The organism is Oerskovia rustica, from assembly GCF_014836555.1.
In the GTDB taxonomy this organism is placed as follows: domain Bacteria; phylum Actinomycetota; class Actinomycetes; order Actinomycetales; family Cellulomonadaceae; genus Oerskovia; species Oerskovia rustica.
In genome coordinates this window covers 98,588-119,968 of the sequence record NZ_JACSQQ010000008.1, presented here as the reverse complement: position 1 = coordinate 119,968, position 21,381 = coordinate 98,588, and the positions used below count along the sequence as shown (strand labels likewise).

Sequence of the window (21,381 nt, the reverse complement as noted above, 5' to 3'; positions counted from 1 at the left end):
GGCCCGGCCCGGCCCGGGTACCGAGCGGGGCCGGGGAGAATGGGGAGGTGACCGAGACCTCCGCGCACCGCACGCCGTCCGACGCACCGGGAGCGGACACCGCCGACACCCCCGCACACCGCGGCGAGGACGAGGTCGAGGTGGGCGTCGGCCCCTGGCCCGGCGGTAGGGCCGCGTGGCCGACCGACCCGCGCTACGACGTCGAGCTCCTGGAGCACGGCGACCGCCGCAACGTCGTGGACGCGTACCGCTATTGGACGGTCGAGGCCGTCGTCGCGGACATGGACGCGCGCAGGCCGCACGACCGGCGCCTGCACATCGCGATCGAGAACTGGGGCCACGACCTCAACATCGGCTCGGTCGTGCGCACCGCGAACGCGTTCAACGCGGCCGGGGTGCACATCGTGGGGCGTCGCCGCTGGAACCGTCGCGGCGCCATGGTCACGGACCGCTACCAGCACGTGAGCCACCACCCGCAGGTCGAGGACCTGCTGGCCTGGGCCGCGGACGCCCGCGGCGGCGCGGGCATCCCCGTCATCGGGATCGACAACGTGCCGGGCTCGATCCCCCTCGAGGGGTACGCGTTCCCGCCCGAGTGCGTGCTGCTGTTCGGCCAGGAGAGCGCGGGCCTGTCGGACGAGGCGCGGGCGGCGAGCCGCGACGTCCTGCACATCACGCAGCACGGCTCGACGCGGTCGATCAACGCGGGCGCCGCGGCGGCGATCGCGATGCACGCATGGGTCACGCAGCACCTCACGATCTCCTGACGGGTAGGCCCCGCAGCCTGCTCCGTGAGACGTCCCAACCCGTGGTGACGAGCGTCCACCTGAGGGACGGGCGACACCCCCGGTAGGGATCCATGACAAAATCATGGGGATAACAGGGCGCGCGGCAGTGTCGTCGGCACCCACCTCCTTCCGTCATTGGAGTTCTGCAGATGGCTATCGCAACCCCCGAGGTCTACGCCGAGATGATCGACCGCGCGAAGGCAGGCAAGTTCGCCTACCCCGCCGTCAACATCACGTCCTCGCAGACCGTGACCGCCGCCATTCAGGGCTTCGCCGAGGCCGAGTCCGACGGCATCATCCAGGTCTCCGTCGGTGGCGCCGAGTACGCGTCCGGCTCGACGATCAAGGACCGCGTGACCGGTTCGCTCGCCCTCGCGGCCTACGCGACCGAGGTCGCGAAGAAGTACGACGTCACCATCGCCCTGCACACGGACCACTGCGCCAAGCAGAACCTGGACTCCTGGGTCCGCCCGCTGCTCGCGATCGAGGCCGAGCAGGTCAAGAACGGTGGCCTGCCCACCTTCCAGTCGCACATGTGGGACGGCTCGTCCGTGCCGCTCGACGAGAACCTGATCATCGCCGAGGAGCTCCTCGAGCTCTCGGTCGCCGCGCGCACCATCCTCGAGATCGAGGTCGGCGTCGTCGGTGGCGAGGAGGACGGCCACACGGCCGAGATCAACGACAAGCTCTACACGACGGTCGAGGACGGTCTCGCGACGGTCAAGGCTCTCGGTGCGGGCGAGAAGGGCCGCTACCTGACGGCCCTCACGTTCGGCAACGTGCACGGCGTCTACAAGCCGGGTGCGGTCAAGCTGCGTCCGTCGATCCTCGCGGACATCCAGAAGGCCGTCGGCGACGCCATCGGCAAGGAGAACCCGTTCGACCTCGTCTTCCACGGTGGCTCGGGCTCGACGCTCGAGGAGATCACGGAGGCCGTGGACAACGGCGTCATCAAGATGAACATCGACACGGACACGCAGTACGCGTTCACGCGTCCGGTCGTCGACCACATGTTCCGCAACTACGACGGCGTCCTGAAGATCGACGGCGAGGTGGGCAACAAGAAGGCCTACGACCCGCGTGCCTGGGGCAAGCTCGCCGAGGCCGGCATGGCTCAGCGCATCGTCGAGGCGTCGCAGCAGCTGCGTTCCGCGGGCCAGAAGATCCGCTGAACCCGGTGAGCCGCACACCAGGGCGGTGACCCCGGCGGGACGTCCCGCCGTCTGAAGTGCCAGCAGGCCCCGGTCCGTCGGGATCGGGGCCTGCTGCGTGTCGTCCGGGGCGCGGGTGCCCGACGGCGGAGCGTGGGCCGGGCGGGCCGCGTCAGCGGTCGGTGCGCGGGAGGCGACGGCTCCCGTTGAGGTGCGTGACGCCGTCGGGCAGGTCGAAGCCGGGGTCCTCGTCGACGATGTCGAGCATGTCCCCGATGCGCGTGACCTCCAGCAGGAACCGCACCGTCGGCGGGGCGCGCAGCACCCGGACCCGGTGCGGGCCGCGGGTCGCGAGCCGCGCGAGGAAGGCGACGCCCGAGGAGTCCATGAAGGTCACGTGATGGGCGTCGATCTCGACGGGCAGGCCCGTGGCCTCGGCGTCGGCCGTCGCGTCCAGGAGGTCGGCGCCGAGATCGGCGTCGATCTCACCTGACAGGACGATCCGTGCCCGGGTCGCCCCGACGATGACGTGGACGCTCGCAGGATCGGCCTGGTCCGTGACGACGCCGCTCGCCCCGAGTTCGGGGTCCTCGGGCTCGCTACCAGCCGTGGTGTTACCGTCGCGCACGTTGCTCCTCCCAGCGTGGACCGGACCCGCACAGGTCTCGGAGATCACCAATCTACGGTTGAATGTCCACTCGGGACAGTAACGCGCTCACGGCAGTGTCGTTCGGAGGTGGAAATGGTCGGCTCGTCGAGCCTGGGTCTGGGCTCCTGGGGCCACGTTCCGCGTGTCGGTGGGACGTCGCTGCCGGACGGCGGGGCGGAGACTCTCGCCCGTGCCGTCCAGCGCGCGGGCGTCGCGGCGTTCCTCCTGGGACCGGCCTCCGCGGGCATGCCCGTGCTGTGGGTCAACGACGCGTTCAGCAGGCTCACGGGCTTCTCGACCGACGAGGTCGTCGGGCGTCGGCCGCAGTTCCTGTCGGACGTCCTCGCGGACCAGTCGGAGGCCGAGCACTTCCGGGCCGGCGTCCTCGAGGGGCGCGAGGTCAAGCGCACCGTGGAGCACGAGCGCCACGACGGGTCGATGATCTGGGTGCAGCTCACGCTCGCGCCCGTCGACGAGGCCGGTGGCGAGGTCGGGCACTGGGCGGGCTCGATGGTCGACGTCACCGAGCACGTCGACCGGTCGGCGGCCCAGCTCGCGTCGCTCGAGCTCGAACGGCGCAAGCGCGCGGGGCTCGCGATCATCACCGAGACCTCGGACCTGCTCAACGACCTGGACTACCCGCTCGCGCTGCGGGAGATCTGCGACGTCCTCGAGGGGGCGCTCGTGGAGTGGGCCGGCTTCTACATGAACGACGACGGGCTCCGGTTCGCCGAGGGCATCGACACCACGACCCCACCGAGCGGGCGAGGGCAGCGCCACGGCCGGTACATCGCGGACGGTGCGGGCATCGTCGAGGGGGCCATGGGGCAGACCGACGCGCTGGGCGACGCGACGGGGCCGGCCCTCCTGGTCCCGGGGACCGTGATCGACCTGCAGGACACCGTGCAGGACCTGCTCGACGGACGGATCGACGGTCCTGTCCGGCTCGACCTGTCGGCGGACTACCCGCAGTGGTCGGCGTCGGGCTGGCTGAGCCGGGACGTCCGGCAGCGCACCTCCTCGCTCGTGGGTGCGCCGCGCGAGGTGCTGCTCCACGCGATCGCGGGGCGCCGCCGCGTCCTGGGGGTGCTCGCGACGAGCGGGCTGCCCGCCTCGCCCGGCACGGTGTCGGACCCGGAGAGCGCCGACGCGGTCCTGCGCACGCTCGCGAGGCGGGCCGGTCTCGCGATCGACAACGTCCGTCTCTACGCCCGGGAGCACCGCCTCGCGGAGACCCTGCAGCGCGCGATGCTTCCCGAGCAGGCGGACGTGGCCGGGCTCGACGTGTGGACGTACTACGCGCCCAACTCCGAGCACGCCCAGGTCGGCGGCGACTGGTACGACGTCCTGCAGATCACGCCCGACGTGGTCGGGCTCGTCATCGGGGACGTCGTGGGGCACGACGTCGAGGCGGCCGCGGCCATGGGGCAGCTCAGGTCGGTCGTGCGGTCCTACGCGTACGAGCTCACGACGCCCGGGCCGGTCCTCGAGCGCGTGGACCAGCTCGTGGTCGGCATGCGCATCCCGCGGTCCGCGAGCCTCGTCTACGCGTCGCTCGTGCGGCACGACGAGCAGCCACCGTCCGAGGACGGCGTCGACGAGCACGGCACCGACGGGCCGGGCACGGACGAGACAAGCGCCGACGAGGGCGCCACCGGGGACGCGCAGCGCTGGACGATCGAGTACTCACGGGCCGGGCACCTGCCGCCTTTGCTCCTGCGCGGCGGTGAGGTGACCCAGCTGAACGAGGCGGGCGGCTCGCTCGTCGGGTTCGGGGTCGGGACGCGCGCGACGGGACGGGCGGACCTGCAGCCGGGGGACGTCCTGCTCTTCTACACCGACGGTCTCATCGAGCGCCGGGACCGGGCGCTGCGCGTGGGCCTCGACGCCCTGGTCGAGGCGACCCGGGCGATCACGGCGATCGACTCCGCGGGCATCGGCGAGGAGCTCCTGTCGCGCCTCGCCGACGCCCCCGAGGACGACGTCGCACTCGTCGTGGTCCGTGTCCCGGACCCCGTGACGGACCCGGTGACGTCGGCCCTGAGCCCTCGCAGCCGCCGCTGGCTCCTGCCGAGCGAGCCCGCGTCGATCGGTCGGGCGCGGCACGCGGTCCTGCGCACCTGCCAGGCGTGGGACCTCGGCGACAGCGCCAACGCCGAGCTGGTCGTGTCCGAGCTGGTCGCGAACGGTGTGCTGCACGGGTGGGGGCACCTTGCGCTGCGGCTCTTCGACACCGGGGACGGTCTGCGCGTCGAGGTCGAGGACTCGAACCCTGCGCCGCCCGTGTCGACCGACGGGCACGTGCATCGCATGGGCGGGTTCGGGATGCAGATCGTCGAGCGCCTCGCGGACTGGGGCTGGCGTCCGGCCGGCTCGGGCAAGCTCGTGTGGGCCAGGCTGCGGTCGGCCGCGGAACGCGCGGACCGAGGGGCGAGGTCCGAGGGCGCCTGAGGGCCCGTCAGGCGGTCGCGCTCACCGGCGGGTCGCAGCGGTGGTCCGCGTCGATGCGGAACAGGTCGAGGGCCCCGCACACCTCGAGCACGAACAGGTCCCGGTCGTCGCAGCCGCGCAGGACGGTCGCCCCGCCGCGCTTGCGGCCGGAGTCGGCGAGCGAGATGAGGAAGGCCGCGCCGGTCGAGTCCATGAAGGTCACACGGCACATGTCGATCACGAGGAGCTGGCGGCGCAGCCCGACGACGCGGGCCGCGATCTCCGGGAACTGGTCACGTTCCGCGAGATCGAGGTCCCCGGCGATGACGAGCGTGGTCGTCGCGGGGGACGTGGAGATCTCGATCATGCTCATGACTCTAGGGTGCGGGGCGCCTCGTTGCACATGCGCTCGTCAGGAGCCTGCGAGAATCGCTGGATGTCTCACGCACCCACGCACCGCAACCTCCTCGACGGGCCTGCGCCCGTCCGCCTCCCGGCCGAGCCGGACGTCGACGCGGCGATCGCCCGGGGCGACGACGCGTTCGCCCTCGCCGGCGCGCACCCTGCCTCCTCGCTCCCGTGGGCCCTCCTCGCCGAGGCCACGCTGCGCGAGGGCGGCGAGCACGCGGCCGTCACGGCGTACGCGTTCGCCCGCACGGGCTACCACCGGGGGCTCGACGCGCTGCGTCGCGCCGGCTGGCGCGGTCAGGGCCCGATCCCGGCCGACCACGTGCCCAACCAGGGCTTCCTGCGGGCGTTGCTCGCGCTCTCGCGCGCGGCGTCGTTCATCGGCGAGGACGGCGAGGCCGACCGCTGCGCCCAGTTCCTGGTGGACTCGGGGACGTCGGCCGACGAGGTCGGGGCCCTCGCGGGCTGAGACCCGCCCCGGCGCCTGCGGCGACCGGGGTGTGCCGGGCCGCCGGACGTCGGTCCGGGCGGTCGCCGGGCCCCGCTGCCGTGCTCCCTCCCGCCGCCCGACGGCGTCGCGCACGCTGCGTCGTCGGGCCGCGGGATGCTCCACGGTGGGCCGAGGGGCCCGCCGAGGTCAATGGCAGGTAAACTCGTCCAGGCTTCCGGGTGACTGCCGCCCGGACGCGCCTCGGGCCCGCGCAGGACCCGTCGGCGGTACGCGCCGTGCGTCGACCCCCGGTCGATGGTGCGCGACGCGGTCGCTCGCCGACCGGACAGTCCTGACGTACGTGCCGGTCGGTGCCGGTCCGTGACCCGGTCCGAGGAACAGGCAGTCTGAAAGTGGGGAATCCATGCCAGGCGTGGTGCTCATCGGTGCCCAGTGGGGCGACGAAGGCAAGGGCAAGGCGACCGACCTCCTCGGGTCGCGGGTCGACTACGTGGTCAAGTTCAACGGCGGCAACAACGCCGGGCACACGGTCGTCATCGGCGACGAGAAGTACGCCCTGCACCTGCTGCCCTCCGGCATCCTGTCGCCCGGGGTCACCCCCGTCATCGCGAACGGGGTCGTCGTCGACATCGAGGTCCTCTTCCAGGAGCTCGACGACCTGATCTCGCGCGGCGTCGACGTCTCGCGCCTTCTGGTCTCCGGCAGCGCCCACGTCATCGCGGGGTACCACCGCACGATGGACAAGGTCAGCGAGCGCTTCCTGGGCAAGCGCCGCATCGGCACGACCGGCCGCGGGATCGGGCCGGCGTACGCCGACAAGATCAACCGCGTGGGCATCCGCATGTGGGACCTGTTCGACGAGAAGATCCTCGCGGAGAAGATCGAGGGCTCGCTCGACCAGAAGAACCACCTGCTGGTCAAGGTCTACAACCGGCGCGCGATCACGGTCGACGAGACCGTCGAGGAGCTGCTGGCCTACGCGGACCGCGTCAAGCCGATGGTCGCGGACACCTCTCTGATCCTCAACCAGGCGCTCGACGCGGGCAAGAACGTCCTGTTCGAGGGCGGCCAGGCCACGATGCTCGACGTCGACCACGGCACCTACCCGTTCGTGACGTCGTCCAACGCGACGGCCGGCGGGGCGCTGACGGGATCGGGCGTGGGACCTACGAAGATCTCGTCGGTGATTGGCGTCATCAAGGCGTACACGACCCGTGTCGGCGAGGGCCCGTTCCCCACCGAGCTCTTCGACGAGATGGGCGAGTACCTGCTCAAGGCCGGTGGCGAGTACGGCGTGACCACGGGTCGAGCGCGTCGTTGCGGCTGGTACGACTCGGTGATCGCCCGCTACTCGAGCCGTATCAACGGCATCACGGACCTCGTCGTGACCAAGCTCGACATCCTCACGGGCATCCCCAAGATCCCGGTCTGCGTCGCGTACGACGTCGACGGTGTCCGCTACGACGAGATGCCGACCGACCAGACGGCGTTCCACCACGCGAAGCCGATCTACGCCGAGTTCGACGGCTGGACCGAGGACATCTCCGGCTGCCGGACGTTCGAGGACCTGCCGGCCAACGCGCAGGCGTACGTGCGTTCGCTCGAGGAGCTCTCGGGTGCGCGCGTCTCGGCAGTGGGCGTGGGGCCGTCGCGCGACGCGATCATCCCGCTGCACGACCTGCTGCACTGAGGGGCGCCCCCGAGAGAGCATTTCCGGGACGCACGTACCGGTCTTGGCCCGTCCTCCCCTGGAGGGGACGGGTCGGAGCGGTCGTCTCGACCACGCCGAGGCCCTGTGCCCCGTTCGCCGTGAGGCGCGCGGAGCGCAGGGCCTCCGTCGCGCACGCTCCGCACATGTGACGTTCATCGCACGGCTTGTCAGAAACCGGACAGTGGTGCACAAGTTGCCCGGGTGAACCTGCGGGCGTGTCTTCACCACGAGAATTGTTCCCGGTATGGTATTGGCGTACCAAGAATGTCGAGAAAACGGCGCTTCTTGGGGTGACCGCAAGGAAGCTTCAGGGACGACGCCGGCCGTACGTCGCGCTCTCCCTGACCGAGAGACAGGTGTCGACGTCATGCAGGAATCACGCAGCCGCAAGATCAAGATCGGGCTCGCAGGTCTGGTCGTCCTCGGGGTCGGCGTCGCCGCGACCAGCGCTCTGTGGAGCGACAACGTCTGGTTCGCGGGTGACGTGTCCGCCTCGTCCTTCAACCTGGTGGGCTCGGTGACCGGTGCCGACACCGGCTTCCAGGAGGGCACCACCGAGAGTGTCGCGCTCACGATCCCCGTCGTCGAGGACCTCGCCCCCGGCGAGACCGTGACCCGGACCGTGTGGGTCAGGAACGCGGCGACCTCGACCCACGCTGCGGACCTCGTCGACACCCCCGTCGTGACGGTCACCGGCGACGCCGCGTCGTTCCTCACGGTCACGGCCGCCTACAACCCCACGGGGAGCGAGAACCCCGACGCGCTCGCGCCCAACGAGGTCGTCCCGGTCGACGTCACGTACCAGTTCACGAACCCCGACACGAGCGTCACGGGCCCGAACCAGGGCGCCATGGGCAAGGCCGCGAAGATCACGGTCCAGGTCACGGGTACCGAGGTGACTCCCTGACATGACGTCGACCCCACGCACGGCGCGCGCCGTCGTGGGGGTGACGACCCTCTGCGCGATGGGCGGCGCCTGGCTCCTCGGAGGAGCGAGCGCCGCCGTCGCCGTGGAGCTGCCCGCCAGGGCGCCGGCCGGGGAGGTGAGCCCCCTGCCACGGTCGTTCTCCTTCGACGGCATGTCGCCGGGCCAGACCCGATCGACCGTCGTCGACCTGGCCTCGACCCACGCGACCGACGGCTCCGTCGTCGAGGTCCGCGTCACGACGAGCGGGGAGCTCGCACCGTCGCTCAGCACCGTCGTCGAGGCGTGCCACGCCGCATGGGCCGACGACGACTGCCCGACCGGCGCGGTCGTCCTCGTCGACGGGTGGCGGGGCGGGCAGGCCGGGGCTGCGCACGAGGACGTCGTCCTGCCCGCGGGGGCCACGACCGCGCTCAAGGTCTCCGTCACGCTCGACGAGGACGTCCCTGCGGGGGCGACCGGCAGCATCCGGTACGACCTCGCGCTGCGCGGCGAGGCTGAGGGGACGCCGGGCACCGGGACCGACCCGTCGGGTACTGACGGGTCCGGCACGGCGGGCGGGACCGACGGCTCGGGGGCCGCCGGTGGCGGCTCGGGCACCGGTCCGCTCGCGCTGACCGGTGCGAACGTGTGGACCCTCGCGGCGCTCTCCGGGGCGCTGCTCGGGATCGGTGCGGCGCTCGTGCGCCGCCGACGACGAGAGGAGAGATCGTGACCGACCGAGCGACGACCCGTGTCCACCCGTTCTCTCCCGGTCGGCTGCGCGAGCGCGTGGCCGCGGTGCTCGCGTTCCTGCTCGTGGTCGTGACCGCCCTCTGGGCCGCCGGTGGTCCGCAGCCGACCGCCGCGGCCTGGACCGACGCCGTCCCTGCCCAGGGTGAGGTCGCGATCGCGACCGCCGGCATCCCGACCGAGGTCGCCACCGGAGCCGACTTCTCGTGCGCCCTCGTGAGCGGTGAGGTCTGGTGCACGGGGGACAACTCGGTGGGCCAGCTCGGGACGGGGGACACCACGTCGTCCGACGTGTTCGTGGGTCCCGTGCGTGGAGAGCTTCAGGGCCGGACCGTGCTCGACATCGACGCCGGCACGTCGCACACCTGCGCCACGACCGACGACGCCGTGTTCTGCTGGGGGCTCAACGACCAGGGCCAGCTCGGGGTCGAGGGGGTCGCGAGCTCGACCCTGCCGGTGCGCGTCCCGGCGCACGGCGACGAGTCGGCGGCCACCGACCTCGAGCTCGGGGCGTCGAGCTCGTGCGTGGTCGCCGCGGGCAAGGCCTACTGCTGGGGCGACACGCACACCCAGGTGGGCAGCACCGGCGCGCCGGTCCAGGTCTCGGGCGGTGCCCTGCCCGTGTCCGCGACGGTGACGGACGTCGGGGTCGGTGACGACTCCGCCTGCCTCGTCGCGGACGGCGTCCCCTACTGCTGGGGGAAGAACGCCCGGGGCCAGCTCGGAGACGGGACGACCGCCGAGAGCCTCACCCCGGTCAAGGTCGTGACGACGGGCGCGCTCGCGGGTTTCACGAGCGGCGACGTCTCGGTCGCCGACGAGTTCGCGTGCGTCATCGGGTCCGGCCCCGACAACGCCGAGCGGACCTTCTGCTGGGGCGACAACTCGGCCAAGCAGCTCGGACAGTCGACGAACGGCGCCCAGGTGGAGATGTCCTCGACCCCGCTCCAGGTGCGCGGTGCCCTGACCGAGCTGCGCTCGGCGCTCGTCGACCTCGGCGGGAAGACCGCCTGCGTGCTCGCCCACGACGGCGCCGCCTACTGCTGGGGCGACAACTCCTCCGCGCAGACCGGTGCCAACGAGGACGAGTGGAGCGTCCCGGTGGTGCGGGACAGGCCCGAGCGGATCCTGACCCGGCAGATGGGGGAGGACCGACTCCTGCAGACCGTCGACGTGTCGGTCGACCACGGGTGCACCCTGACGACGGGTGGCCGGGTCTTCTGCTGGGGCAGTGACGCCAAGGGGCAGCTCGGGATCGAGGGGGCCGCCGGGCCCGGCGCGCGCAAGGTCTTCCCCTGGGCGGCCACGCAGACCTGGTCGACCTGGGGATGACACGCGTGGTGGCAGCGTGGTCCGGACTGCTCGTGGCACCGTGGACGCATCGTCGACCCGTCCTCGGAGGTCCCGCATGAAGTGGCTCAAGCGCGTCGGCGACGCGTTCCTCACGGTCGCCGCGGTCGCCGGGGTGCTCGGACTCGTGCTGTTCCTCGGCATCCAGACGGGCAACCTGCAGTCCCTCGTCGTCGTCTCGGGGTCGATGATCCCCACCTACGAGGTCGGCGACGGGATCGTCTCGCGCCGCGTCCCGGCCCGGGCGCTCGAGGTCGGCGACGTCGTGAGCGTCTTCACGCGCGACGGGGTGCTCGTCACGCACCGCATCGTCGAGGTCGAGGACGGGCCGGGAGATGCTCGCACCCTGACGCTGCGCGGCGACAACAACCCGGTCGACGACCCCGACCCCTACGTGGTCGAGGACGCCCTGGTGCCCATGGTCCGGATCCCGGGAGCCCGGGACGCGGTCGAGGTCCTGCGTCGCCCGGCCGTCGGGATCCCGATCGTCGTCGCGGCGTGCGCCCTCGTCGGGTTCGCGCTCATGCCGTCCTCGAAGAAGCGCGCCGCAGAGGACGGTGCCGCCGCGGCGCCCGACGCCGTGGACGCCCAGGGGCCCACGACGCCGGATCGGTAGACTGCGGTCCCGTGAAGATCCTCGTCATCGGTTCGGGTGCCCGCGAGCACGCCATCGTCCACTCGTTCGCCCAGGAGGCCGCGGCCACCGGTGCGGAGGCGCACGAGCTGCACGCCGCCCCCGGCAACCCCGGCATCGGCGAGCTCGCGACCCTGCACGCGGTCAGCGCGGTCGACGGAGGGGCCGTCGCGGCACTCGCGACCAGCCTCGGCGCGGACCTCGTCGTGATCGGCCCCGAGGCACCGCTCGTCGCGGGGGTCGCGGACGCGGTGCGCGCGGCCGGCATCGACTGCTTCGGGCCGAGCGCGCAGGCTGCCGCGCTCGAGGGCTCCAAGGCGTTCGCCAAGGACGTCATGGCCGCCGCGTCGGTCCCGACCGCGCTCGCGCACGTCTGCACCGACATCGACCAGGTCGCCGACGCGCTCGACGCGTTCGGCGCTCCCTACGTCGTCAAGGACGACGGGCTGGCCGCGGGCAAGGGCGTCGTCGTGACCGACGACCGCCAGGAGGCGCTCGAGCACGCGCAGGCCTGCTTCGCGACACCGCGCCCCGGTGCGGGGGACCCCGTCGTGGTCATCGAGGAGTACCTCGACGGTCCCGAGGTCTCGCTCTTCTGCCTGTCCGACGGTACGAGCGTCGTCCCCCTGGCCCCCGCGCAGGACTTCAAGCGCGCGTTCGACGGCGACGCCGGCCCCAACACGGGAGGCATGGGCGCCTACAGCCCGCTGCCGTGGGCCCCGGAGGGCCTGACCGAGGAGGTCGTGACCCGGGTCGCGCAGCCCACGATCGACGAGATGGCGCGCCGCGGCACGCCGTTCGCCGGCGTCCTCTACGTGGGCCTTGCGCTCACGAGCCGTGGCACCCGCGTGGTCGAGTTCAACGCGCGCTTCGGTGACCCGGAGACGCAGGTCGTCCTGGCCCGCCTCACGACCCCGCTCTCCGCGGTGCTGCGCGCAGCGGCTCGCGGCGAGCTCGCGGACTTCCCGCGCCTGCGCTGGTCCGACGACGCCGCGGTCACCGTGGTCGTCGCCGCCAACGGCTACCCCTCCACCGTCCGCAGCGGCGACCCGATCACGGGCATCGACCGTGCCGAGGCGGTCGAGGGCGTGCACGTCCTGCACGCGGGCACGGCGCTCGACGAGGGCACGCTGCGCAGCGCGGGCGGCCGCGTGCTGTCGGTCGTCGCCCGCGGCGAGGACCTCGCGGAGGCGCGTCGCCGGGTGTACGCGGGCGTCGACCACGTCGTCCTGCCCGGCTCGCACCACCGCACCGACATCGCTGAGAAGGCCGCGCGGGGCTGACCGTGCGCCTCTGACGGCCCGTGAGGGCAGTGCGCGTGAGGCGGACCGGCGGACGAGGAAGGCCCCGCGCGCGGAGGCTCGCGGGCCCTCACCGTCCGGTGCCGTCCGACACAGGGGACCCGGACGGTGCGCCTCGTGGCCCGAGGGCCACGGACGTCCTGGTCAGGAGGTCGTGCAGGACGTGCCGTTGAGGGCGAACGCGACGGGCGCACCGTTCGTGCCGCTGTGGTCGGCGTTGAAGCCGACCTCGACGGATGCGCCGGGTGCGAGGTTCGCGTTCCAGGAGAGCCCGGTCACCGTGACGTTCGCGCCGGACTGCGTGAACTGACCCGACCACGAGTTGGTGATGGTCTGACCCGACGGGAACGCGAAGGCCAGGCTCCAGCCGTTGATCGTGCTGGTCGAGGTGTTCGTGATCTTCACGGTGCCCGTGAAGCCCGAGCCCCAGCTGTTCGCCGAGTAGGCGACCGTGCACGAGCCGGGTGGCGGCACGACGATCGTCGTGGTCGTCGCGCTCACCGCGGCAGAGGCCGCCGAGAGGTTGCCCGCGGTGTCCTTGGCCCGGACCGTGTACGAGTACGTGGTGCCCGCCGTCAGACCCGTGTCGGTGAAGGACGTCCCGGTCGGGGTACCGACCTGGGCTCCGTTGCGCAGGACCACGTAGCCGGCCACGCCGACGTCGTCGGTCGACGCGTTCCAGGAGAGCGGGACGGTGCTCGCCGTGGTCGTCCCCGCGGTCAGACCCGTGGGTGTCGAGGGCGGCAGGTCCGTCTGGCCCGCCGCGGTCGTGACCGACCGGGCGGCAGACGGCGTCGAGACGTTGCCGGCCGCGTCGCGCGCCGTGACCGTGAACGAGTACGTGGTCGCGGGGCTCAGACCCGTCGCCGTGAAGCTCGTCGAGGTCGAGGTGCCGACCTGCACGCCGTTGCGGTAGATCGTGTAGCCCGTCACGCCGACCGCGTCGGTCGAGGCCGTCCACGAGAGCGGGACCGAGGTGGCCGTGGCCGTGCCCGCGACGAGGCCTGTCGGGGCAGTGGGAGCCGTCACGTCGCCGGGCGTCGTGCCGCCGCCCTCGATGACCGGGTAGGCGTTCTCGACGAGCATCTCGAACTGCGCGTCGAACCACTGGCCCGCGAGCGGGGCCCCGCCCAGCGCGCCCGTCAGCTGGTTGGCGAGCTTGGGCGAGACGAACGTCGGGTCGCACATACGGTCGAACCGCTTGCCCTGGTCGTTCGGGATGTCCGTCGAGGCGCCGTCGGACTCGCCCGGAGGCTTGACCCACACGAACGCGTGCAGGTGCGACTCGGGGTAGCCCGAGGGCGTGGCCTGCGGGCGCTCACCGATCCCGGCGCCCGCCGGGTTGCACCACGCGCCACGGTGGACGCGCTTGTCCACGCGGGACTCGTCGACGTAGGTGTTGTGGTTCGTCGACGTGCTGACCGCGGTCGGTCGAGCGTCGCCGCCCCAGCCGTTGCGGGACGTGTCGATGAGCATGCCGATCGAGGCCGGGAAGCCCTCGGCGACCAGGAGGTCGTAGAGGTGCGCGGTCCAGTCGGTCTCGTCGAAGTCGGCGTTCCACTCGTAGAAGCTCGACGACCGGACGGGCGTGCCGCCGATCTGGATGTCCTCGAGGAACGGCTCGGCCAGCGGCGTCGAGTTCGCGGTGTTGGTCACGAAGCCCGTGACCGACGCGAAGCCCGCGTTCGTCGACCTCACGACGTCGGCGAAGAGCTTGGCGGCGGGGCCCGAGTTGCTCGGCCAGCCCAGCCAGCCCGCGTGCGCGGCGTCGATGTAGGAGTAGACGTTGCCGACCGTGTGGAGCTCGTCGAGCGCATACTTCACGCCCGCGCGGTAGTACGGGGCGGACTGCTGGCAGTCGGGCGTGCTGATGTTGGTGATGAGGTTCGGCAGCGAGTCGGGCTCGATCGTCGCGGCGATGCGCAGCGAGTCGTACCTGGGGTCGTCGAGGATGTCGACGATCGGGTCGATGTACTCGTTCTTGTAGCGCACGAGCCCGGCGTCCGTGGCCGGCAGCTCACCGTTCGAGGCGAGCGCGTAGCAGTCACGACCCGGCAGGTCGTAGATGACCAGGTTGAAGACGATCGGCACCCCGGCGTCCTTCTGGGCGAGCGCCTCGTCCAGGTGGTACCGCAGGCCGGGGCCGTCGACGTTGCCCTCGATCGCGCTGATCCGGTCCATCCAGACGGCCGTGGGCTCGTCCGAGATCGCCTGCATCTTCACAGCCAGGTCGCCGTCGGCGCGGGCGGCGGCCGCTTCCACGGCGCCCGACCAGTACGGGTTCACGTACTGGGTCGCACCGGCGTACGGGTTCGCGACGCGTGCCTCGGCGGCGGCGGCCGGGATCTGAGCGAGCGTGAGGGGTGCGGCGACCAGCGCCGCAGCAGCCATGGCTGTCGCGCCCTTGCGCAGCCGATGGGGGGTTGGTGACACGAGGTCCTCCTGAGGTTCGTCCTCGGACCGGACGACACCGGCCGGTCCGTGCCGCGGGGGTGCGGCGTCGAGCGCAACGTGTCACGGACCGGGTGAGGACGGAACGGCGTGAAACGTTTAGGACGACTCGGCCGATCACCCGGCGGCGGACCGGAGGTGACGGGCGAACGATGTGCCGTGCGAGGTCAGCGCGGAGGAGCCGTGGTGCCACGGATGACGAGCCGTCCGCCGGGGACCGTCCGAGAGGCCACGTCGTCCGGGGAGCCTCCCCCGTGTCGCCCGACGGCGTGCAGGACCTGGCGCCCCGCCTCCTGCCCGAGAGCGCGGAGAGGCCGCGCGACGGCCGTGACGGGTGGGGTCGACAGGCGCAGCACCGGGGCGTCGCGACCGGCGACGACCGACACGTCCCACGGCACGGCCAGCCCGGAGCGGCGGGCGACGGCGCGCCCGACCAGGGCGCCGTGGTCGTCCGAGGTGACGATCGCCGTCGGGCGGTCCGGGGCCGCGAGCAGCCGACGAGCGGTCGTCGCCACGTCCTCCAGCGTCGTGCAGGGCTCCACGATCGTGATGCCCCCTCGACGGTCGACCTCCTCACCCACGGCGTCCGCAGCGCCGTGCCCTGACCGGAGCGGCGTCGCGGGCGCGAGCACCGCGACGTGCCGGTGTCCCAGGTCGCCGAGGTGTCGGCCGACCTTGACGTCCGCTGCGGCGTCGAGGGCCACCGTCCGCGGGGCCCAGGCCGCCGCGGACATGGTGTGCGGCGGTCCGGCCGGCCTCTGTCGCCTCGGCGCGCCACGGCCGTCGTCGAGGTCCGCCGGACGGGGCCAGGAGACGTGGTCGACCAGCACGGCCACGACGCCGAGCCGTTCGACGACGGCGAGGCGAGGGTCGTCGGTCCGGATCCCGGTCATGACGAAGGCGTCGTAGCGGTGCTCGGCCCACCAGGTCGCGATCGCGGCCGCCGCCGCGGACGGGGACTCCACGAGGTGCACGGCCAACGGGAGGTCGGCGCCGAGGACGTCGCGAAGTCCGTCGGCGAGCTCGAGATCGGCGTCGGCCGACGTCGCCCCGACCGTGTCCCGGACCAGGAGCAGCGCGACCGTCCCGGGCGTGCCGCGCAGGGCCCTGGCTGCGGCGCTGGGTCGCCAACCGAGGTCCTCTGCGACCTGGAGCACGCGGCGTCTGGTGCGTTCGGAGACGCCCGGGCGCCCGTTGAGGGCGTAGGAGACCACCGCGATCGACACCCCGGCCGCGCGGGCGACGTCGGTGATGGTGGGACGTCTACCGGTAGCAATCGGGCTTTCCGGACGTGAGAATGTGGCCACGGTCACACAGCATGCCGCAGGCGGCGCGCGCAGCACGACCCGACCGGCCCGACGGCGGACCGGTCGCACGGAGAACGCGGTACACGACGGAGTGGACACCATGGTCGATGTCACGACCCACCGACGAAACCTCACGATCGGTGTGCTCTCACCCGTCGTGGGCGGCTTCTACTTCGGCAAGATCCTCGCGGGGATCTCACGAGGACTGCGGACGGGTGGCCACCGGGTGGTCGCGTTCCAGACCTATCCGGCCGACCTGGACCGGGAGGAGTTCCCCGACCGGCCGCCGCCCCGGCAGGTCGTGGGGCTGGACGCGATGGACGGCGTCATCGTGGTGACGTCCGCGGTCGAGCACGACGTCCTGCGCGGGCTCGATCGGTCGGGCAAGCCTCTCGTCGTGATCAGCGAGACGGTCGACGACCTCGGGGCGCCCGTGGTCACTCCCGACAACGCGGGTGGTGTGCGCGCCGCAGTCGAGCACCTCCTCCAGCACGGCCACGAGCGCATCGGCTTTCTCGGGAACCCGCGCCAGCACGACCTCGTCGAGCGGCACGCCGCGTACGAGACCGCGCTGCGCGCCCACGGGATCGAACCCCGGCCCGAGTGGATCTATCAGACCCGCGACAACCAGGAGGCAGCGGGGGCGGCAGCAGGACGGGCCGCGCTCCAGGAGGGGCTCGACACCACCGCGACCGTCGCCGGCACCGATCGCAATGCGGTGGGCTTCCTCCGGTCGCTCGCCGACGCCGGCCTCGTGCTTCCCCGCGACCAGGCGCTGATCGGCTTCGACCACTCCGACGGTGGTGCCCGGTCCCGGCCGCGGCTCTCCTCGGTCGACCCCCATCACGACCGGGTCGGTGAGCTGGCCGCCGAGCTGTTGCTCGCGCGCATCCACGGTGAGCAGGCAGGGCCCGGCCAGCACCTCGCCGAGGCCACGCTGGTCTGCCGCGAGTCGTGCGGCTGCGTCGACAGCACACGGACGGACCTGCTCGTCGACGGCAGGCCGACGTCGGCCGAGGTGGCGGAGGACGACACCGCCACGGCCCGCCTCGACGCCGTCGCGCGCGCCGTGCTCGACGACTCGGTCGTGCTGCGTGCCCGCCGGGGGGCGGGAAGCACCGGCTCGACCGGGTCTGGGGAGAGCGCCGTCGGTGGGTGGGTTCGGGCGGTGGTCGGCACCATGACGGACGCGGCCGGCGGCGGCGCGCTGCCCGCACCGCAGTTCTACCGGGCGCTCGCCGACCGCACCGCCGTGCTGCGCCCCGTGCCCGAGGCGCTCGAGCTGCTCGTGCCGGCCGTGCGTGCGCTCGAGGCCGAGCTCCTGGTCGGGATCAAGCGCCGCGGCCCGGCGGGGTCGATCGGTGCCGTGGTCGGGGTCGGGGTAGGTGCGACGCGGGTGCGCCCGCAGGGGCGCTCGCGGGCACTGGGCGACGTGACGACCGAGATTCTCGTCGCGCTCGCCAAGGGGTGCACCCACGCGCTGCTCGTCCGGTCGGGGAACCTCGAGCGTGCGATGGTCGACCAGTACGAGCTCGACCTCGAGCTCATGCACGCCGACAGCGCCTCGCTGCGCCACCTCGACTGGCTGCCGAGGGGACAGGTGGGTCCGGCTGCGATCGCCCTCTGGAGCCCGCCCGGTGACGGGCCGGGAGGGGATGTGCTGAAGGTCGTCGGCGTCCGTGGCGGTCTGGCCGCTCAGCGCCTCGTGGGGCACAGCTTTCCCGCGGCGCAGTTCCCGCCGCGTGCGCTCCTGAGCACCGACGCCCTCTCGTTCGTCATCCCCGTGGCGTTCGACGCGAGCGACTGGGGGCACCTCGTGATCGGCGGCCCGGTCGACACCCGTGCGACCAGCGCACGCGAGAAGTACAACCACTGGGCGGCGATGCTCGCGGTCGCGCTCGATCAGGAGGATCACCTCGCCGCGCTGCGAGCCCAGCGGACGGAGCTCGAGGAGGCGGCGCTGCGCGAGCGGCGGCTGGCGGAGGAGATCAGCGTGAGCGAGGAACGCTATGCCCTGGCCTCGGTCGCCGCGTACGACGCGACCTGGGACTGGGACGTCGCGACCGGCACGGTCTACTACTCGCCGTCCTGGAGAGCGATGCTCGGCCTCCCTGCCGACGACCTGAAGGCTGCCGACCCCGAGGAGTGGCTCGACCGGGTCCATCCCGAGGACCTCCAGGCGGTCCAGGTCGCGCTCGCGGTCCAGCTCGGCGGCGTCGGCGGGAAGCTCGACCTGGAGCACCGGCTGCTGGCGGCCGACGGCCGCTACCTGCGTGTCCACTGCCGTGCCGTGACGGTGAGCGACGGTGCAGGATGCCCGACGCGGATCGTCGGGGTCCTGACGGACTGCTCGGACGAACGCCGGGAGAACGCCTCCCGGGCGGAATGCGCACCCTCCCGCGGGCTCTCGGTGGTGCGCCCGCCGGTGGGCCAGGCGCAGCCGACACCTCGCCGGGGCGGTGCGTCCGTGACTCGCGGGACCAGCGCCCCGGGCGCCGGGTGAGACGGCGCGCCCGGCGGCCGCACCGCCATCCGGACGGCCCCGGAGACCTGCGACGTGGATGAGAGACTAGGCGCCGTGACTGACTCGCGCGACGCCCTCGACACGGCCCACCTCGATCTCCCGGGGTGGCGGCACGTCTACTCGGGCAAGGTCCGCGACCTGTACGAGCCCGACCTCGCGCAGCTCGGCGGCGCCCACCCGCTCGGTGACGTCGTCCTGGTCGTCGCGAGCGATCGCGTCAGCGCGTTCGACCACGTGCTGTCCCCAGGCATCCCCGACAAGGGGGTCGTCCTGACACAGCTCAGCCTGTGGTGGTTCGACAAGCTCGCGGACCTCGTCCCGAACCACGTCGTCAGCACCGAGGCCAGCGCCATGCCGGGCGACGGTCTGGTGCCGGACCAGGTCGCAGGCCGCGCCATGATCTGCCGCCGTCTCGAGATGTTCCCGGTCGAGTGCGTCGCCCGCGGGTACCTCACGGGCTCGGGCCTCGTCGAGTACCGCGTGGACCGTACGGTGTGCGGAGTTCCGCTGCCCGAGGGGCTCGTCGACGGGTCGCGTCTGCCCGAGGCGATCTTCACCCCCGCGGCCAAGGCCGAGGTGGGGGAGCACGACGAGAACGTGTCGTTCGAGGTCGTCGCGGGGACCATCGGTCTCGACGCCGCGACCCGCCTGCGCGACCTGACCCTCGCCGTCTACTCGCGGGCCGAGGAGATCGCGCGCGAGCGCGGCGTGATCCTCGCCGACACCAAGCTCGAGTTCGGCATCGACCCCGTCACGGGCGCGACCGTCCTGGGCGACGAGGTGCTGACCCCCGACTCCTCGCGCTTCTGGCCCGCCGACCAGTGGCAGCCGGGGCGCTCGCAGCCGAGCTTCGACAAGCAGTACGTCCGCGACTGGCTCGCCTCCGAGGCCTCGGGCTGGGACCGCGCGTCCGACGCGCCGCCGCCCTCGCTGCCCGCGGACGTCGTCGAGCGCACGCGCGACCGCTACCTCGAGGCCTACGAGCGGATCACGGGCGAGTCCCTGTTCTGAGCCCGGAGCCCGTCGGGGAGCCGAGGCGCTCGCGGACGTAGCGGTGCCCGGTCGGTGACGTCCAGCGGACCGTGCCGTCGGTCGCGAGATCGGGGCGCCAGCCGGACCGTGCCCGGACCACGTGGTGATGCCGGCACAGGGAGATGAGGTCCTCGGGCCGGACGTCGGGCTCGGGGGCGTCCGGCTCTCGCGGCGCAGGGCGGACCACGTGGTCGAGGTCGCAGCGGAACGCGGGCACCGAGCAGCCGGGAAAGGTGCACGTGCGGTCCCGTGAGAGCACGGCGGCGATCACCTGGACCCCGGGCCCGGGGCGGGCTGCGAGCGACGGATCGAACATGTGTTCGATCGTAGGCGAGGCCTCTGACACGGTCCGAGGAGGCCGCCTCCGCGCGAGTTGCCCCATGGGTCGTTGAGCGATATATATCGACCATGCCCACTGCGACGAGCGGCCCGGCCGGCGGAAAGTCCTTCCGCATGACCGAGCAGGCCTACCTGATCCTGCTGTCCCTCACCCCCGAGCCGCTGCACGGCTACGCCGTCATCCAGGCCGTCGCCGAGATCTCCGACGGGGCGACGGCCCTCGGCGCCGGCACGCTGTACGGCAACCTCGACCGGCTCTCGGGCGCGGGCCTCGTCGAGCCCGCAGGTGAGGAGGTCGTCGACGGTCGCCTCCGGCGCTACTACCGGATCACCGACGACGGCCGCCACGCCGCCGAGCAGGAGACGGACAGGCTCCGCGAGCTCGCCGCCCGGGCGCAGAAGGCCCTCGACAAGCGCAGCACCGCAGCGCGCCCGACGTCGGGCAGGCTCGCCGGAGGGCTGGCCTGATGCGCCGCCGCGACCTGACGCCCGACGAACGCTTCGAACGGTCGGCGCGCTTCTGGGCGCGGGCCTACCCACGCCGCTGGCGCGAGGTCCACGGCGACGAGCTCCTCGCGGTCCAGCAGGACGTCGCGCACGCGGCGGCCGAGGCCACCGGGGCGCCCGCGCCCGACCGGTTGAGCACCGACGAGGTCCGCAGCCTGCTGCGCGCCGGCTGGGGCCTTCGCCGGCGGGAGCGCCCGCCGCTGTGGCGCTGGGTCCTGTACCGGTTCGGCCTCAGGCTGCCCGCAGAGTACTGGTGGTGGGTCGCGGACGACATCCGGGGAGCCTTCTACTCGGCGCGGGACGCCGCGTGGACGCTGCTCCTGATCTACAGCCCGTTGCTCGCGGTGCTCACGGGGTACGCGTGGGTCACGGGACGGCCTCTCGCCGACCTCTGGCCCACGTTCCTCACGACGTGGTTCTTCTGGGTCCTCGTCACAGCGATCGTGGTCGTGTCAGGGACGGCGTTCCGCGAGAGCCGCACACGGACGGCCTGGTACCGCCACGTGGTCTACGGCAACGTGCCCGAGCCGATGCGGCTCCCGTCCGCCTCACCCGACCCCCGGGACGCCGAACCCACCTCCTGAGGTGCGCTCCGCCGTCGGGCAGGGAGATCCCAGCGGCCGAGAACGAGGTCGAGGTCGCCGAGGCGCGCAGAACGGCCACGACCTGGTTCTCGGCACCCAGGAAGCCC

General features: G+C 72.6%; 19 protein-coding genes. 14 read left to right on the top strand and 5 right to left on the bottom strand.

Annotated features, from left to right (window positions below; all coding sequences use genetic code 11):
• Positions 1–47 precede the first annotated feature (47 nt).
• Together H9652_RS06695 and fbaA are read left to right on the top strand one after the other, a co-directional pair.
• A complete protein-coding gene (locus H9652_RS06695; RefSeq protein WP_191795551.1) occupies positions 48–767 on the top strand; it encodes a TrmH family RNA methyltransferase in 720 nt (239 codons plus the stop codon).
• A gap of 170 nt (positions 768–937) precedes the next feature.
• A complete protein-coding gene (gene fbaA / locus H9652_RS06690) occupies positions 938–1,960 on the top strand; it encodes a class II fructose-bisphosphate aldolase (protein WP_030151060.1) in 1,023 nt (340 codons plus the stop codon).
• 151 nt (positions 1,961–2,111) lie between these two features.
• Here the strand turns inward: fbaA and H9652_RS06685 are convergent, their stop codons facing one another.
• A complete protein-coding gene (locus H9652_RS06685; RefSeq protein WP_138826418.1) occupies positions 2,112–2,567 on the bottom strand; it encodes an STAS domain-containing protein in 456 nt (151 codons plus the stop codon).
• Between the two features lie 114 nt (positions 2,568–2,681).
• Between H9652_RS06685 and H9652_RS06680 the strand changes: the two genes are divergently transcribed.
• Complete coding sequence (locus H9652_RS06680; protein ID WP_191795550.1) at positions 2,682–5,039, top strand: SpoIIE family protein phosphatase; 2,358 nt, start codon at positions 2,682–2,684, stop codon at positions 5,037–5,039.
• Between the two features lie 7 nt (positions 5,040–5,046).
• Here the strand turns inward: H9652_RS06680 and H9652_RS06675 are convergent, their stop codons facing one another.
• Entirely contained in the window at positions 5,047–5,385 is a 339-nt protein-coding gene (locus tag H9652_RS06675; RefSeq protein WP_030151057.1) for an STAS domain-containing protein, read from the bottom strand.
• A gap of 69 nt (positions 5,386–5,454) precedes the next feature.
• Between H9652_RS06675 and H9652_RS06670 the strand changes: the two genes are divergently transcribed.
• The 7 genes from H9652_RS06670 to purD all read left to right on the top strand — a co-directional run bounded on the left by H9652_RS06670 (position 5,455) and on the right by purD (position 12,512).
• Entirely contained in the window at positions 5,455–5,895 is a 441-nt protein-coding gene (locus H9652_RS06670; RefSeq protein WP_191795549.1) for a DUF3151 domain-containing protein, read from the top strand.
• A 385-nt stretch (positions 5,896–6,280) separates the two neighbouring features.
• Positions 6,281–7,567 carry an adenylosuccinate synthase gene (locus tag H9652_RS06665; protein ID WP_138826414.1) on the top strand — a complete coding sequence of 429 codons (1,287 nt, stop codon included), beginning with the start codon at positions 6,281–6,283 and terminating at the stop codon, positions 7,565–7,567.
• Positions 7,568–7,955: 388 nt separating this feature from the next.
• A complete protein-coding gene (locus H9652_RS06660; RefSeq protein ID WP_191795548.1) occupies positions 7,956–8,495 on the top strand; it encodes a hypothetical protein in 540 nt (179 codons plus the stop codon).
• A gap of 1 nt (position 8,496) precedes the next feature.
• Entirely contained in the window at positions 8,497–9,228 is a 732-nt protein-coding gene (locus tag H9652_RS06655) for an LPXTG cell wall anchor domain-containing protein (RefSeq protein ID WP_191795547.1), read from the top strand.
• Complete coding sequence (locus tag H9652_RS06650; RefSeq protein WP_191795546.1) at positions 9,225–10,577, top strand: RCC1 domain-containing protein; 1,353 nt, start codon at positions 9,225–9,227, stop codon at positions 10,575–10,577. Before H9652_RS06655 ends, H9652_RS06650 begins: the two co-directional genes overlap by 4 nt.
• Before the next feature lie 76 nt (positions 10,578–10,653).
• Positions 10,654–11,211: a signal peptidase I gene (locus tag H9652_RS06645; protein ID WP_191795545.1), complete on the top strand. Its 558-nt coding sequence runs from the start codon at positions 10,654–10,656 to the stop codon at positions 11,209–11,211.
• 11 nt (positions 11,212–11,222) lie between these two features.
• Entirely contained in the window at positions 11,223–12,512 is a 1,290-nt protein-coding gene (gene purD, locus H9652_RS06640) for a phosphoribosylamine--glycine ligase (protein WP_191795544.1), read from the top strand.
• Positions 12,513–12,674: 162 nt separating this feature from the next.
• On the opposite strand, the gene H9652_RS06635 is transcribed toward purD, so the two are convergent.
• Together H9652_RS06635 and H9652_RS06630 are read right to left on the bottom strand one after the other, a co-directional pair.
• Positions 12,675–14,921 carry a glycoside hydrolase family 6 protein gene (locus tag H9652_RS06635; protein ID WP_191795592.1) on the bottom strand — a complete coding sequence of 749 codons (2,247 nt, stop codon included), beginning with the start codon at positions 14,919–14,921 and terminating at the stop codon, positions 12,675–12,677.
• Positions 14,922–15,148: 227 nt separating this feature from the next.
• Positions 15,149–16,288 carry a LacI family DNA-binding transcriptional regulator gene (locus H9652_RS06630; protein ID WP_191795543.1) on the bottom strand — a complete coding sequence of 380 codons (1,140 nt, stop codon included), beginning with the start codon at positions 16,286–16,288 and terminating at the stop codon, positions 15,149–15,151.
• A gap of 100 nt (positions 16,289–16,388) precedes the next feature.
• Here H9652_RS06630 and H9652_RS06625 point away from each other — a divergent pair, with 100 nt between their 5' ends.
• The gene (locus H9652_RS06625) at positions 16,389–18,791 is read left to right on the top strand and encodes a substrate-binding domain-containing protein (protein ID WP_191795542.1); all 2,403 of its coding nucleotides are present in this window, start codon (positions 16,389–16,391) and stop codon (positions 18,789–18,791) included.
• A gap of 75 nt (positions 18,792–18,866) precedes the next feature.
• Positions 18,867–19,823 carry a phosphoribosylaminoimidazolesuccinocarboxamide synthase gene (locus H9652_RS06620; RefSeq protein ID WP_191795541.1) on the top strand — a complete coding sequence of 319 codons (957 nt, stop codon included), beginning with the start codon at positions 18,867–18,869 and terminating at the stop codon, positions 19,821–19,823.
• Here H9652_RS06620 and H9652_RS06615 read toward each other — a convergent pair.
• Complete coding sequence (locus H9652_RS06615) at positions 19,801–20,160, bottom strand: HNH endonuclease signature motif containing protein (RefSeq protein ID WP_191795540.1); 360 nt, start codon at positions 20,158–20,160, stop codon at positions 19,801–19,803. The genes H9652_RS06620 and H9652_RS06615 overlap by 23 nt on opposite strands.
• 92 nt (positions 20,161–20,252) lie before the next feature.
• Here H9652_RS06615 and H9652_RS06610 point away from each other — a divergent pair, with 92 nt between their 5' ends.
• Together H9652_RS06610 and H9652_RS06605 are read left to right on the top strand one after the other, a co-directional pair.
• Positions 20,253–20,651, top strand: coding sequence for a PadR family transcriptional regulator (locus tag H9652_RS06610; RefSeq protein WP_225227837.1), 399 nt, complete (start codon positions 20,253–20,255; stop codon positions 20,649–20,651).
• Positions 20,651–21,274, top strand: a complete 624-nt coding sequence (locus H9652_RS06605) for a hypothetical protein (RefSeq protein WP_191795539.1) — start codon at positions 20,651–20,653, stop codon at positions 21,272–21,274. Before H9652_RS06610 ends, H9652_RS06605 begins: the two co-directional genes overlap by 1 nt.
• The last annotated feature ends 107 nt before the right edge of the window (positions 21,275–21,381 follow it).